A 12811-nucleotide genomic window follows, 5' to 3' on the forward strand; every position below is an offset into this window, starting at 1 on the left:
ACGAAAAAATGACCAAATTACAAGATCTGTTCGAAAAAAATGCCCAATGGGCAGAGCGTATTAAATCCGAAGACCCGGATTTCTTCTCCAAACTTTCTAACCAGCAAAACCCCGATTATTTGTGGATTGGCTGCGCCGACTCGCGCGTGCCGGCCAACGAGATCGTGGATCTGATGCCGGGAGAACTGTTTGTTCACCGCAATGTGGCCAACGTAGTGCTGCACACAGACCTCAATTGCCTGTCAGTGATTCAGTATGCGGTGGACGTGCTGCAAGTTGAACATATCATGGTGGTGGGCCATTACGGCTGTGGCGGTGTCGCCGCTGCCTTGCAGAATCAGCAACTGGGTGTTATCGATCTGTGGATCCGCAACATCCGCGATATTTATTACAATAACCGCGATCACATCGACTCTTTGTCGACCCAGCAGGCCCGGGTTGATCGCTTGTGCGAGCTGAATGTTATGCAGCAGGTACAACAGGTAAGCCGGACCAATGTGGTGCAGAATGCCTGGGCGCGCGGTCAGAAGCTGACCGTTCACGGCTGGATTTATGGCGTAGGCGATGGTCTCCTGAAAGACCTGATCGAGCCCATCACCGGCGTGGAGCAAATACCCGAGCAGTACCGGGTGTTGAAGATCACACCCGCAAAGTAAACGCTACTCTACCCATACCCTGTCGGTTCCATCAAATTCCGGTGCCTGTACCGACAGCACTTTCAATGGCGTCCGAATCACATCGACACCGTGCACTTCCCCCTCCGGTACCTGGACAAAATCGCCAGGCCGGAGAGTGAATGTCTTATCACCCAGCCGCATCCGGCCTTCTCCTGCGATCACATAAATGGTCTCGCTGTGAGTAAGGTGTTTGTGGGGCCGCACGGCCTGATCAATTTCAATGTAAAACTGGGAACTGTTAGCGTCCGTTGACAGCCGTTGCACTCTCACACCGGGCTCACCCTCTAATTGCAAATTCTGTAGATTTGTTTGGGCATTCACAGCCGGCACCAAAGTGCCAAACAGGCCAGCAATAACCAAGATTTGCGTCACATTTCTCATTTCCTTCGTCCTTGTCGACTGACTGAAATATTTCCGGCATACCACTGCAATAAAGCCGGGCGATGATCACGTTATCACCCACCATCAGGACGATAACATGAAATTACCCGCTACCTGCTTTACGCTGTACCTCACGGGTCTGATACTGAGTGCGACCGCCGATGCCGGCAGCCATGCCACATCCATCAACGCCCCTCTGCTGCCCGCGCAACTGGGGCCCCGCCCGTTCTACCTTGTCGACAATATGGATGAATCGGCACTGAAAGATCAACTCAGCGAATGTGCCGATCGTCGCCCCTTCTATCGCCGGTCAGATTTTTCCATCGGCCACCGGGGCGCACCGCTACAATTTCCCGAGCACACCAGAGAAAGCTACATCGCCGCCGCCCGCATGGGTGCAGGCATAATTGAATGCGACGTAACCTTTACCCAGGACCGCGAGCTCGTTTGCCGCCACTCTCAATGCGATCTGCACACCACCACCAATATCCTGCAAACGCCTTTGGCTGAAAAATGCACGCAGGATTTTCAACCGGCGGAATACGATCCACTTACTGGTGAACTGATCCGTGCCGCCAGCGCCCAGTGCTGCACCTCTGACATTACGCTAGCCGAATTCAAAAGCCTGAAAGGGAAAATGGACGGCGCCAACAATCGCGCCACCACGCGCGCTGAATATCTCGCCGGTACCGCTGGCTGGCGCACAGACACTTATAGCCAGGGCACCTTGCTTTCACACAAAGAAAGTATTGAACTGATTGCCAGCCTCGGCGCCAAATTTACGCCTGAATTGAAATCTCCCCAGGCGCCAATGCCTTTTCAGGGTGACTACACTCAGGAAGATTATGCGCAGCAGATGATTGACGAATATCGCGCTGCGGGCATATCGCCGCGCAAGGTATTTGCCCAGTCCTTCAATCTGGCAGACGTGAAATACTGGCTGGCTAACGAACCGGCGTTTGGCCGGCAAGCGGTTTACCTGGATGATCGCTACGAACAGCCTAGCTTTGATTTCCGCAACCCAGCCACCTATGAGCCCAGCATGGCGGAATTGGTTGCCGATGGCGTGAAAATTATAGCGCCGCCTATGTGGATGCTGCTCGATACCAGCAGCGAGGGTAAAATTATACCGAGCACCTATGCAAAAGAGGCCAAACAAGCCGGCCTGAAAATGATTACCTGGACACTTGAGCGCTCAGCCCCGCTGGAAAATGACGGCGCCTGGTATCACCAAAGTACTGACGCGGTAGTGAATAATGACGGCGACAAGTTAGTGAGTCTGCACGTGCTGGCGAAAGACGTGGGCATCATCGGCATCTTTTCAGATTGGCCGGCCACTACAACCTTCTACGCCAACTGCATGAACCTGCGCTGATCAGGGTTTTAGTCGCACCGCGCTGAAGCCTTCATAACCGTTGAGCTCACACACGCCATTGGCGTAGAGCTCAACGGATTTGTTGGCCAGTAACGCCTCCAATAAGGTGTGGTAAATCAGCTCCGAGCCCGAACTGCTGTAATCCATGTAAAAGCTGTCTTTGCTTTTGCAATTATTTTTGTCCAACGCCAGGCGCACCACAAAACGCTTTTGGGTGGACGGCACCAGTTCAAGCACTTGCGCGGCATCGGTCCAGCCCGCATTGGCCTGCACTTCTGCGACCAAAGCGAAAGCCGCCAACACACTCAAGCACCAGTTATTCCATTTCATGACTTGGCCTCCGGGTATTCAATGTATTCCATTTCCGCACCAGCACCGCCGGCACCACAAGGAGCGCCAGCGGCAACCAAACGGTTATCAGCTCCGATTGCATCACGGCCCAGCCGCGCGCGGTGAGAAAATTTTTGATGCCTATGGGCGAAACAGCGATGGGTTGCCAGGGTGCGAAATAACGCGCGTCGTCAATTGGCCACCACAACGCAACACCCAGGCCGCCATCGGTTAACGCGTCCAACAAAGGATGCGACAAGCAACTGATCGTCATCAACACGAATACCACCCAACGCCGGGCCTGCAGATAGCCGGCAAAAAAACTGGCGATTAACCCCACCGCCAAGGCTAAACCCAGCGAATGGGTAAATCCCCTGTGGCCGAGAATGTGCTCATAAGCAATGCCCAACTTAAACGCGATGACATCGGCATCCGGCAGCAGCGTGGCAATGACCGCCCAGAAACAGAGTTTGGGGGATACATACTGGCGACCGGCGATTGCCGCTACGGCCAGTGGCACGAGTGCGTGCGTCATGATTGTGGCCATCAGAACCCCCAGCGTTCCATTTTTTCAATGGCCGCATCCAACTCAACCGCCAGGTTATTCAGTCGCGCTTTATGCAACACTTTTCGTCCCTCCAGGTTTCGGGTGTACACCAGATCGCACTTACCGACCTTTTCCTGCCAGTACCGATACAAACTTTCAGCATCCTGCTTTCTGGCCCCAAGCAGATCCGGCACCGCGTGATAGTCCCGCTGGGTCAGTATCTGACCCAGCACAGAGGTGCGGGTGATGAGATAGCGTGGATTCGCCACGGGGGCCACCACTTGCATGAGAGACTCGGTAAACATACGCCTTTCGCTGACGCTACCACCCGCAATCATTAATGTAACGGTGCCGTTCTTATCGGTTGACTGACTTAATGAGTAACGGCCCATGGGCGCGTGCATCAAACCCCGTTCATGCATTGCGCAGAGCAACGCCGTGCCCACTTTGTGCAGATCCTTACCGATATCGCGATAGCGCAACCACAGCCAGGCATACCGGCCAAAGCCGATGGCCGAAAAAAACAAGGCAATGCCCAGACCTACCGCTGTCACTTTGATCAGTGTTTGAAAATCCTGAATCCTGTGCCCCATGCGCGCAATCACGTAGGGCACCAAGGAAAAATACAGCGAACTGAAGAATAAAACCAACGCCAACAAATATTGTAAGGTGCGCGACAAGGTCAGAAACTTAAGATCCTGCAGTGGTTTCTGCCCACCAAAGGGCACGCGGATGCCTTTTCGTAATTCTGCACCCTGCTCGCTTGCCCGCTGCCATTTTAACGCCACCCGTGCACGATCCTGCGCGCGTGCGAGCGTATGTCGGTTTTGTGCTTGCAGTGCGTCCAGATTGGCGTAAGCGCCTGGCATATTCAGGCGCTGAAAACCACTGCAGATCGAAGCCTGTGAACCGCGCCCATTGTCATCAGCGGGCGCCAGAATACCTACGCCGCCATCACCATGGGACACCCCCACAAAACTGAGGAAACGGCGTTCCAGCATCAGCAGATCTTCATTGCCCTGTTCACGCTTACCCGTGCGGACGCAGGCCAGGTGCCAGATATTGGCGACCTTGTCCGGCTGCATCGGGTCGACCCGGATAGCGCGACCACGCATCTGGTTTGATTGCACATAGGAACCCACGGCCGAGGCAATAATCAAACTATTGATCGCGGGCGCATCCCAACCTTCCCCCAGCAGTGCTGCGGTGCCCACCAAAATGTGAATGTCGCCGGCGCACAACAAACGGGTAAGCCAGGTGACAATGCGCTTCTGATCCTGGCCTCGCAACAGCAGGCGACTGTATCTATCATCACAGGCCAACACCTCCATGACCAACCGGGTACCGGTCTCTGCCTGAACCATTGCCTGCAACGATTCACCCAACGCATTGGGAATAATCACTTCCTGCCCCGTGAGCACCGCCAACCGGCAACCCAATGCCTGCAGGCCAGGCTGCGTACGCAGCGCCTCGAACACCGGGATCACGCCCAGTTTATTCAGCTGAACAGCGTGATCACCTTTGCCCATGTATTCCAGCCGGATGTGATCTGCCAGAATGACCTGCCGCAACCCCTGTTGTAAATCAGCCCATTCTGCCCGGGCGATATCCACAATGGCGCGAAGTTTACCGGCGCTGTTCAACAGCAGTTTTTGCCGCCGTTCTGAATCTTCTATATCCACCCGACCGCGATGAAACAACCCTGCCCGCTGCAATTGGTGGATAATTCTTTCCTGCAGCTCAGCCCATACGGCGGATTTTTCTGCCAACAACCATTTCAATACCTGCGCCAGGTGTGCCGGTGCAAATACTGGCAAGGTAAAATTTTCGACTGCCAGAATGTCCGCCACCATCGGGTGCAGTTCGTGACCGGCAGCCCGCCAGAAGCACTGCGCGGCGATGTAGGTACTCAGATTTTCATAGATCCAGTCGAGCGATTGCGCTGGCTCAGCCATGCAGGGCTGGGCTCCGATCCATCGCATGATTTCCTGATCCACCAACAGTTTGTCGGCCAGTTTGCGGCGCTGCTCGTCGGCTTTATTCAGTAATTCTGCTTCGCGCTCAGTGGGCTCGCTCAGATAAATGTAATCCTGATGCGGCGCAAGGTCACCCGCCCGCACCAATTCCGGCACGGCGATTTCGCTATCGATATCGCCATTGAGCTGCACGTAGCGCTGCCATTCTGTACTGGATACATCGTAGGGCGGTGTTGCAGTCAGGCCGACCACACGGGGTTTGAGTGCACTCTTCACCTGCATCAACGCCTGCCACCAGGCATTTTTCAGGTGATGGGCTTCATCCAACACAAATACTTTGACGCCTGCCGCGTTCAGCGCGCCGATAATTACCTGCTCATCACCCGATGCCATAGCACTGTGCAGGGCCTGATAGGTCACTACCGTCACCCGGCCGGGCGTACGGATGTCGTCAGAAATCCAGTCCGGTGGTGAGTCTGCATGAAGAAACAAAGAACAGAAGCGGTCCACCCATTGATCGCGCAATGCGCGCGACGGTGCGCAGATCAGCGCTGGCTGGTTCAACCGGCGCATCACTTCCAGACCCAATACCGTTTTTCCCGACCCCGGCGGTGCCACCACATGCAGGTGATCATCCTCCATGTGGCTTTGCAATTCATCGAGCAGTCGTTGCTGGTAGTTGCGCCAGGGGTATTTGAATTTTACTGCTGCACTGAAACATTCCATGTGCCGGTTAAGTCCCTTTGATGTCTATCCCGCTAAACCCACATAGACTTCATGCACATCGTCATTTTCATCGATGGCCGCCAAAAACGCCTCGACCTCTTCGAGCGCTTCTCCGGTGAGCGTGACCGGGTTTTTCGGGCGATAACCGATTTTGGCCGACTCGACGGTATAACCGAATTCGGGCAGTGCTTTCTGCACCAGGTCCAGATCGGTGGTATCGGTAATGAACAGGGCGTCGCCGTCTTCGCCGGCTTCAAAATCCTGCGCGCCAGCTTCAATGGCGGCAACTTCGATATCGCTTTCGGCCGAATCGGCCGTGGCCTCAATCAACCCTACGTGGTCGAAATCCCAGCTCACAGAACCGGAGGAGCCCAGTTGGCCTTTGCGGAACAACATGCGAATCGCCGTGATGGTGCGGTTCACATTGTCAGTCAGGCATTCCACAATCACCGGCACCTGATGCGGCGCAAAACCTTCATATACGACTTTTTCATAGTTCACCTGACCATCGAGCTGCCCGGAGCCTTTTTTGATCGCCCGCTCCAGTGTGTCGCGTGGCATGGATTGCTTTTTCGCGGCGGTGATGGCCAGGCGTAGACGCGGATTCATGTCCGGATCGGCGCCATTGCGCGCGGCAATCAGAATTTCTTTAACCAGCTTGGTAAATAACTTGCCTTTGGCATCCGCGGCTACGGCGCGGTGTTTGGCTTTCCATTGGGCACCCATGGTGATGGCTCCGGTAAGGGCCGCAGTGTGTGCGGCGGTATAAAACGACAATTAAAAAAGAGGTGCGGTGCACCTCTCATTAGAAGCTACGTAAACTGAATCACGATAGTGGGAGGCAGGGTAGGCCTGCCGGGGTGTCGATGACATGGATGTCATCGTCAAGCTACAAGGACGTATTCATGCGTCCCCGTCAGGCCTGCCCTGCCTCGCACCCATTGGCCTTAAGAACTACTAGCTTAGCTACTTAACCTCCAGCACACCCTCTTCAATTTTGGCTTGCCAGATTTTCGGGCCGGTCTGATGAACGGATTCACCCTTGCTGTCTACCGCAACGGTGACCGGCATATCCTGTACTTCAAATTCGTAAATTGCTTCCATGCCGAGCTCCGGGAATCCCAGCACCTTGGACGACTTAATCGCCTTCGACACCAGATAGGCCGAGCCGCCCACCGCCATCAGGTAAACCGCTTTATTATCGCGGATTGCCTCAATCGCCGCCGGGCCGCGTTCGGCTTTGCCGATCATGCCCAGCAAACCGGTTTTTTCCAGCATAGTGCGGGTGAACTTATCCATACGGGTGGCAGTAGTGGGGCCAGCAGGGCCAACCACTTCATCACCCACCGGATCAACCGGGCCCACGTAATAAATAAACCGGCCCTTCAGATCCACCGGCAGTGGTTCGCCTTTGGCGATCAGATCTATCATCTTTTTGTGCGCGGCATCGCGACCGGTCAGCATCTTGCCCGACAGCAAAATGGTTTCACCCGGCGCCCAATCCTGCACATCCTGAGGCGTCACCGTGTCCAGATTTACCCGGCGCACGGAATCACCCACCTCCCAGGCAATCTCGGGATAATCATCCAATGATGGAGGCGTTTGGGTGGCCGGACCGGAACCGTCGAGCACAAATTTGGCCAAGCGGGTTGCCGCACAGTTAGGGATAATGGCCACGGGCTTGTTAGCGGCGTGCGTGGGCATATCTTTGACCTTGATATCCAATACCGTGGTCAGACCGCCAAGACCCTGGGCACCAATGCCCAGTTTGTTGACCTTGTCGAACAGTTCCAGGCGCAACTCTTCCGAACGGTTGCTGGCACCGCGCGCCTGCAAGTCGTGAATATCAATGGGGTCCAGCAGGGCTTCTTTGGCCAGTGCCATGGCTTTGTCTGCCGTACCGCCTACACCGATGCCGAGAATACCCGGTGGGCACCAGCCCGCGCCCATTTGCGGCACTACCGACAAGACCCAATCCACAATGGAATCGGACGGGTTCAGCATGGCAAATTTGGTTTTCGCTTCGCTGCCGCCGCCTTTGGCCACCACGTGCACTTCCAGCTTATCGCCGGGCACCATTTTGTAGGTGATCATGGCCGGGGTATTGTCGCCGGTATTTTTGCGGGCGCCATCCGGGTCGGCCAATACAGACGCACGCAGCACATTGTCTGGGTGCTTGTAGGCGCGACGTACACCTTCGTTCACCATATCTTCCAACGACAGGTCGCCTTCAAAGCGCACGTTCATGCCGATTTTCAGGAACACCGACACGATACCGGTATCCTGGCAAATGGGGCGGTGGCCCATGGCGCACATGCGTGAGTTGATGAGGATCTGCGCCATGGCGTCCTTGGCGGCCTTGCTCTGCTCGCGCTGGTAGGCCTCGTGCACAGCCTGAATAAAGTCTTTGGGGTGATAGTAAGAAATGAACTGCAGCGCATCGGCCACGCTGGTGATCAGATCGTCCTGGCGAATCACGGTCATGGGGTAACTCTCGTCATTGTGCTGGGTTTGTGTGTGCGGATTTTACACCAATTCCAGCCCCTTGCCCGCGCCAATCTGGATTTGGCAAATCACCCCCGACCATAGTCTATATTGGGGCTTAAAGGTCTTGCATTCACTAGATATAGGGCTAGACTCGGTTTAACTGACCAGTGAGTAGTGCACATGACATGTGTCAGGGCAGCCAGGATGCTGCCAATACCACGCTGTAACGACTATTCCCCTTCCCGGCGTCACCACACCGGCGCGTTGCTCTCCCCCATAAGAAAACCAAATTACCATTGCGGAGTTAACCATGGCCACGCAACCTGAGCCTTGCCCCTATTGTCACAGCACCCAGTTACACCTGGTGCATCATCTGTGTACCCACGCGGTATGCTGCCAACATTGCGGCGCCTGCGGGCCGAGTGAACGACGGGTAGAGAAAGCGGTAGACTTGTGGAACGGCGTAGCGCATGGGTTCAATCACGCGCTACCGGCGGCCCAGGCGGGCCGCTGAAAGTCTCGGGGTTTACTTCGACTGCAGGTTATTCACCTGATCTTTGAGTGCCAGCAGGTCGCGATTGATGGTAAGACGGTAGATATCAATCGCCTTCACCGCCTCTTCATTGGTTTTGATCCGGCTGGTGAGGTCGTTGCGTAGCTGCCCCATCTGCTTTTCCAGGCCGCTGAGCTTGCTGATTTGCGCATTCAGACGCTCCAACTGTTCATCAACGGTCGCTTGGGCTGCCAACAGCTTGCCGTCCACCGAGCCCAGCTGCTTTTTGATATCCGCCAACAGCTTACTGTTGTTGCCATCCACCTTTTTACTCAGCGCTTCAATGGCATCGGTATTGGCTGCAATGGCCTTGCGATTGGTGTCGTAAGACACGCCCCACAGTTTGCGGATCTCGCTGTCAGCCCAGACCAATTTGGCTTTCATAGCCTCGGCAGATTCCAGCAGATTATCTTCGGAGGTGGACAGTTTGCCTTCCAGCTCGGCCACGCGAGCTTCCAGATCTGCGCGGATTGCCTGAGCATTCTGCGCCTGCTGCTGGCCTTGCCAGGCCAGGTAGCCGCTTCCGGCCAGGCCTGCCAGCGCCAGCAGGAAAGTAAAATACAGCAACCCGTTGCCCGAGGGATTCTGCTTTTCGGCCGCGCGTATGGCGGCACTCGGCGCAGGCCGGCTGGCCGGGGGCTGCCGGGAGGGCTCGGAGGGACGCGGCGCCGCCTTGCGGGTGCGGTTTTCGCTGGTATCAGTGGGTGCTGGGCCACCCAGCGTGGGTTCTTTACGTTCGATCATAGGGCATTCAATAGTGAGAATGAGCGGCTGTTATAGCAGGAATAGGCGCCAGACAAAAGAATGCCGGGCTAAGCCCGGCATTCTTTTGTGACCCAGCAGGCTGTTGAAAACTACCTGCGTTGTTTTCGCGGCGTTAAAAACAGAATCAAAATGCTCATTTATTCTGCATAAACTGCGCTTTTTCATCTGTTTTTGCCTGGCGAAAACCGCCTCGCCTACGTTTTCAATAGCCTGCTTAATCCGCTAATCAGGCGAAATTGGCGTTCACGAAGTCCCAGTTCACCAGCGCCCAGAAAGCGTTGATGTAGTTGGGGCGGGCATTGCGATAATCGATGTAGTAGGCATGCTCCCACAGGTCGATGGTCAGGATCGGGGTCACTGAAGCATCGGTCAGGGGGGTAGCCGCGTTGCTGGTATTGACGATAGCAACGGAACCGTCGGCCTTTTTCACCAACCAGGTCCAGGAAGAGCCAAAGTTAGCCACGGCCTGAGCGGTGAACTCTTCTTTGAACTTGTCGAAAGAGCCAAATGCCTTGTTGATCGCCTCGGCCACGGCACCGGTCGCTGCACCGCCACCGTTCGGGCTCAGGCAGTTCCAGTAGAAGGTGTGGTTCCAGATCTGAGCCGCATTGTTGAACACACCGCCCTGGGAAGATTTCACGATATCTTCCAGCGATTTGCCTTCAAACTCGGTACCGGGAATCATGCCGTTGAGCTTGTCGACGTAAGTCTTGTGGTGCTTACCGTAGTGGTACTCGAGGGTTTCCTTGGAAATATGGGGCGCAAGGGCGTCCATTGCGTAGGGAAGCGCGGGCAGTTCAATAGCCATGTTTTCCACCTTAATTCATGCTTAGCTTGCGGGTTTCAGGTGCCGTCTGGCACCAGCTTGCTGGGCAATAACCCTACGATAGGTAAGGTTATATGACGAGCGATTCACGCGCAGTATAGCGCGTAACGGCCGGTATTTTACGGAGTCTGCCGCCAAATAAGAAGTCTGTGAGGCGCTATTGCCGCTATAGCCTGATGCCATAAACCGCAACTTGCACTCAGTTGAACGCGTTTTTACGTCCCTCTGACCAGCAAGCCGTATACTCAGCCCTCAGCCGCATGCCGGCTCCCGAAAATTCAGATAGAGGACGTTATGAAACCCATCCTGAAATCGCTTGCCGGTGTCACCGGCGGTCTGCTGCTGAGCCTGGGCGCTCTGGCCGACACCACTGAAGACGCCAAGGCAGAAGCCCTGTTTGAAGCGGTATTTAACGAAAATCTGGACCGCAGCCCGGTATTCCAGACCTACCTGGGCATGAAAACCAATTACGATCAGTGGGACGACCTGTCGCCCGAGCACGAGCGTGAAGGCTATGCCCAGACCCGTGACCACCTCACGCGTCTGCAAGCCATCGACAAATCCAAATTGTCCGCCGATGTGGCGCTGAGCTACCGATTGCTGGAAGACGACCTCAAGCAGGATATCGAATTTGAACAGTGGCGCCTGCACAACTACCCGGTCAACCAGATGTTCGGCACTCACTCCATGGTGCCCTCTTTCCTGATTAATCAACACCGGGTCGATACTGTCGAAGATGCCCAGGCCTATATCGGCCGTATCAATGGCGTACCCAAGTTGATGATACAACTGACCGCCAATCTGGAAGAGCGCGCCAAGGCCGGCATTATTGCCCCTAAATTCGTGTTTCCTTACGTGATCAGCGACAGCGAGAACCTGCTCAAAGGCGCGCCGTTCACTAAAGGCGAAGACAGCCCGTTAATGGCCGACCTGCGCAAAAAAGTGAACGCGCTGGACACGGATGACAAAACCAAAGCGAAGCTGATAAAAGACGGTGAGAAGGCGCTGAAGAAAAACCTCAAGGCGGGCTACACCCACCTGATCAGCTACCTGAAAAAGCTGGAGAAAAAGGCAGACACCCGCGATGGCGCGTGGAAGCTGCCCAAGGGTGGTGAGTTCTACAACGCCGCCCTGCGCAAAACCACCACCACCGAACTCACCGCCGAAGAAATCCACAATATCGGCCTGAAGGAAGTGGCGCGCATTCATGGCGAAATGAAAGCCATCATGAAGCAGGTAAAGTTCGAAGGCAGCTTGCAGGATTTCTTTGTATTCATGCGTGAGGACGACCAGTTCTACTACCCCAACACCGAAGCGGGCAAGCAGCGGTACCTGGACGAAGCCACGGCCATGATCGACAACATGAAAGGCCGTCTGGATGAGCTGTTCATCACCAAGCCCAAAGCCGATCTGATTGTGAAGGCGGTAGAACCTTTCCGTGAAAAGTCTGCCGGCAAAGCGTTTTACCAGCGCCCAGCGCCCAACGGCAGCCGCCCGGGTATTTACTACGCCAACCTGTATGACATGAAGTCCATGCCCACCTATCAGATGGAAGCGCTGGCCTACCATGAAGGCATTCCGGGCCACCACATGCAGCTGGCTATTGCCACTGAACTGACCGGCGTCCCCAAGTTCCGCAAGTTCGGCCACTACACTGCCTACTCCGAAGGTTGGGGCCTGTACACAGAGTACCTGCCGAAGGAAATGGGCCTGTATGAAGACCCTTACTCCGACTTTGGCCGCCTGGCCATGGAGCTCTGGCGCGCGGCACGACTGGTCGTCGACACCGGTCTGCACTACAAAAAATGGACCCGCGAGCAAGCCATTGATTACCTGGTTACCAACACACCCAACCCGGAAGCGGATTGTGTGAAAGCCATCGAGCGCTACATCGTTATGCCCTCGCAGGCCACCGCCTACAAAATTGGCATGATCAAGATCCTGGAACTGCGTGAAAAAGCCAAAGCCGAAATGGGCGACCGGTTTGATATCCGCCAGTACCACGATCTGGTACTCACCTCGGGCCCGGTACCCTTGACAGTACTGGAAGAGCGAGTGAACCAGTGGATTGCAGGCGCATCCAAATAAACTCCCGCTCGTTGATAGCGATTAAAACGCCGGGTTCGCCCGGCGTTGTCGTCTCTGGCTGCTATGCTTAGATGAATCCA

At 55.3% G+C, this 12811-nt stretch carries 12 protein-coding genes; 4 read left to right on the top strand and 8 right to left on the bottom strand.

Going from position 1 to position 12811, the window contains the following annotated elements:
- Window positions 1–8 precede the first annotated feature (8 nt).
- Window positions 9–656 (top strand): carbonate dehydratase, encoded by a 648-nt coding sequence (gene can / locus M5M_RS07980; RefSeq protein WP_015046983.1) that lies wholly within the window; start codon window positions 9–11, stop codon window positions 654–656.
- Window positions 657–659: 3 nt separating this feature from the next.
- Here the strand turns inward: can and M5M_RS07985 are convergent, their stop codons facing one another.
- Entirely contained in the window at window positions 660–1058 is a 399-nt protein-coding gene (locus M5M_RS07985) for a cupin domain-containing protein (protein ID WP_015046984.1), read from the bottom strand.
- A 97-nt stretch (window positions 1059–1155) separates the two neighbouring features.
- Here M5M_RS07985 and M5M_RS07990 point away from each other — a divergent pair, with 97 nt between their 5' ends.
- Window positions 1156–2433: a glycerophosphodiester phosphodiesterase family protein gene (locus M5M_RS07990; RefSeq protein ID WP_015046985.1), complete on the top strand. Its 1278-nt coding sequence runs from the start codon at window positions 1156–1158 to the stop codon at window positions 2431–2433.
- Here the strand turns inward: M5M_RS07990 and M5M_RS07995 are convergent, their stop codons facing one another.
- From M5M_RS07995 to M5M_RS08015, 5 genes are all read right to left on the bottom strand, one after another.
- The gene (locus tag M5M_RS07995; protein WP_015046986.1) at window positions 2434–2763 is read right to left on the bottom strand and encodes a hypothetical protein; all 330 of its coding nucleotides are present in this window, start codon (window positions 2761–2763) and stop codon (window positions 2434–2436) included.
- Complete coding sequence (locus M5M_RS08000; RefSeq protein ID WP_211217009.1) at window positions 2750–3298, bottom strand: metal-dependent hydrolase; 549 nt, start codon at window positions 3296–3298, stop codon at window positions 2750–2752. Before M5M_RS08000 ends, M5M_RS07995 begins: the two co-directional genes overlap by 14 nt.
- A gap of 11 nt (window positions 3299–3309) precedes the next feature.
- The gene (locus tag M5M_RS08005) at window positions 3310–6012 is read right to left on the bottom strand and encodes a DEAD/DEAH box helicase family protein (RefSeq protein WP_015046988.1); all 2703 of its coding nucleotides are present in this window, start codon (window positions 6010–6012) and stop codon (window positions 3310–3312) included.
- Between the two features lie 24 nt (window positions 6013–6036).
- Window positions 6037–6738: a YebC/PmpR family DNA-binding transcriptional regulator gene (locus M5M_RS08010; RefSeq protein ID WP_015046989.1), complete on the bottom strand. Its 702-nt coding sequence runs from the start codon at window positions 6736–6738 to the stop codon at window positions 6037–6039.
- Between the two features lie 240 nt (window positions 6739–6978).
- Window positions 6979–8496, bottom strand: a complete 1518-nt coding sequence (locus M5M_RS08015) for a fumarate hydratase (RefSeq protein ID WP_015046990.1) — start codon at window positions 8494–8496, stop codon at window positions 6979–6981.
- Window positions 8497–8809: 313 nt separating this feature from the next.
- Here M5M_RS08015 and M5M_RS20135 point away from each other — a divergent pair, with 313 nt between their 5' ends.
- The gene (locus M5M_RS20135) at window positions 8810–9013 is read left to right on the top strand and encodes a hypothetical protein (protein ID WP_016389297.1); all 204 of its coding nucleotides are present in this window, start codon (window positions 8810–8812) and stop codon (window positions 9011–9013) included.
- Window positions 9014–9025: 12 nt separating this feature from the next.
- Here the strand turns inward: M5M_RS20135 and M5M_RS19460 are convergent, their stop codons facing one another.
- The gene (locus tag M5M_RS19460) at window positions 9026–9796 is read right to left on the bottom strand and encodes a hypothetical protein (RefSeq protein WP_015046991.1); all 771 of its coding nucleotides are present in this window, start codon (window positions 9794–9796) and stop codon (window positions 9026–9028) included.
- Between the two features lie 247 nt (window positions 9797–10043).
- Window positions 10044–10625 carry a Fe-Mn family superoxide dismutase gene (locus M5M_RS08030; protein WP_015046992.1) on the bottom strand — a complete coding sequence of 194 codons (582 nt, stop codon included), beginning with the start codon at window positions 10623–10625 and terminating at the stop codon, window positions 10044–10046.
- A 312-nt stretch (window positions 10626–10937) separates the two neighbouring features.
- Here M5M_RS08030 and M5M_RS08035 point away from each other — a divergent pair, with 312 nt between their 5' ends.
- Window positions 10938–12731, top strand: coding sequence for a DUF885 domain-containing protein (locus tag M5M_RS08035; protein ID WP_015046993.1), 1794 nt, complete (start codon window positions 10938–10940; stop codon window positions 12729–12731).
- The last annotated feature ends 80 nt before the right edge of the window (window positions 12732–12811 follow it).

Origin of the sequence: Simiduia agarivorans SA1 = DSM 21679 (genome assembly GCF_000305785.2) — a bacterium.
Classification (GTDB): Bacteria; Pseudomonadota; Gammaproteobacteria; order Pseudomonadales; family Cellvibrionaceae; genus Simiduia; species Simiduia agarivorans.

Bases quoted from the DNA above. Each gene is read 5' to 3' on its own strand.
- M5M_RS07990 (WP_015046985.1), top strand. From the start codon at position 1,156: ATGAAATTACCCGCTACCTGCTTTACGCTGTACCTCACGGGTCTGATA.
- M5M_RS20135 (WP_016389297.1), top strand. From the start codon at position 8,810: ATGGCCACGCAACCTGAGCCTTGCCCCTATTGTCACAGCACCCAGTTA.
- M5M_RS08015 (WP_015046990.1), bottom strand. From the start codon at position 8,496: ATGACCGTGATTCGCCAGGACGATCTGATCACCAGCGTGGCCGATGCG.
- M5M_RS08000 (WP_211217009.1), bottom strand. From the start codon at position 3,298: ATGACGCACGCACTCGTGCCACTGGCCGTAGCGGCAATCGCCGGTCGC.
- M5M_RS19460 (WP_015046991.1), bottom strand. From the start codon at position 9,796: ATGATCGAACGTAAAGAACCCACGCTGGGTGGCCCAGCACCCACTGAT.
- M5M_RS08030 (WP_015046992.1), bottom strand. From the start codon at position 10,625: ATGGCTATTGAACTGCCCGCGCTTCCCTACGCAATGGACGCCCTTGCG.
- M5M_RS07995 (WP_015046986.1), bottom strand. From the start codon at position 2,763: ATGAAATGGAATAACTGGTGCTTGAGTGTGTTGGCGGCTTTCGCTTTG.
- M5M_RS07985 (WP_015046984.1), bottom strand. From the start codon at position 1,058: ATGAGAAATGTGACGCAAATCTTGGTTATTGCTGGCCTGTTTGGCACT.
- M5M_RS08010 (WP_015046989.1), bottom strand. From the start codon at position 6,738: ATGGGTGCCCAATGGAAAGCCAAACACCGCGCCGTAGCCGCGGATGCC.
- M5M_RS08035 (WP_015046993.1), top strand. From the start codon at position 10,938: ATGAAACCCATCCTGAAATCGCTTGCCGGTGTCACCGGCGGTCTGCTG.
- M5M_RS08005 (WP_015046988.1), bottom strand. From the start codon at position 6,012: ATGGAATGTTTCAGTGCAGCAGTAAAATTCAAATACCCCTGGCGCAAC.
- can (WP_015046983.1), top strand. From the start codon at position 9: ATGACCAAATTACAAGATCTGTTCGAAAAAAATGCCCAATGGGCAGAG.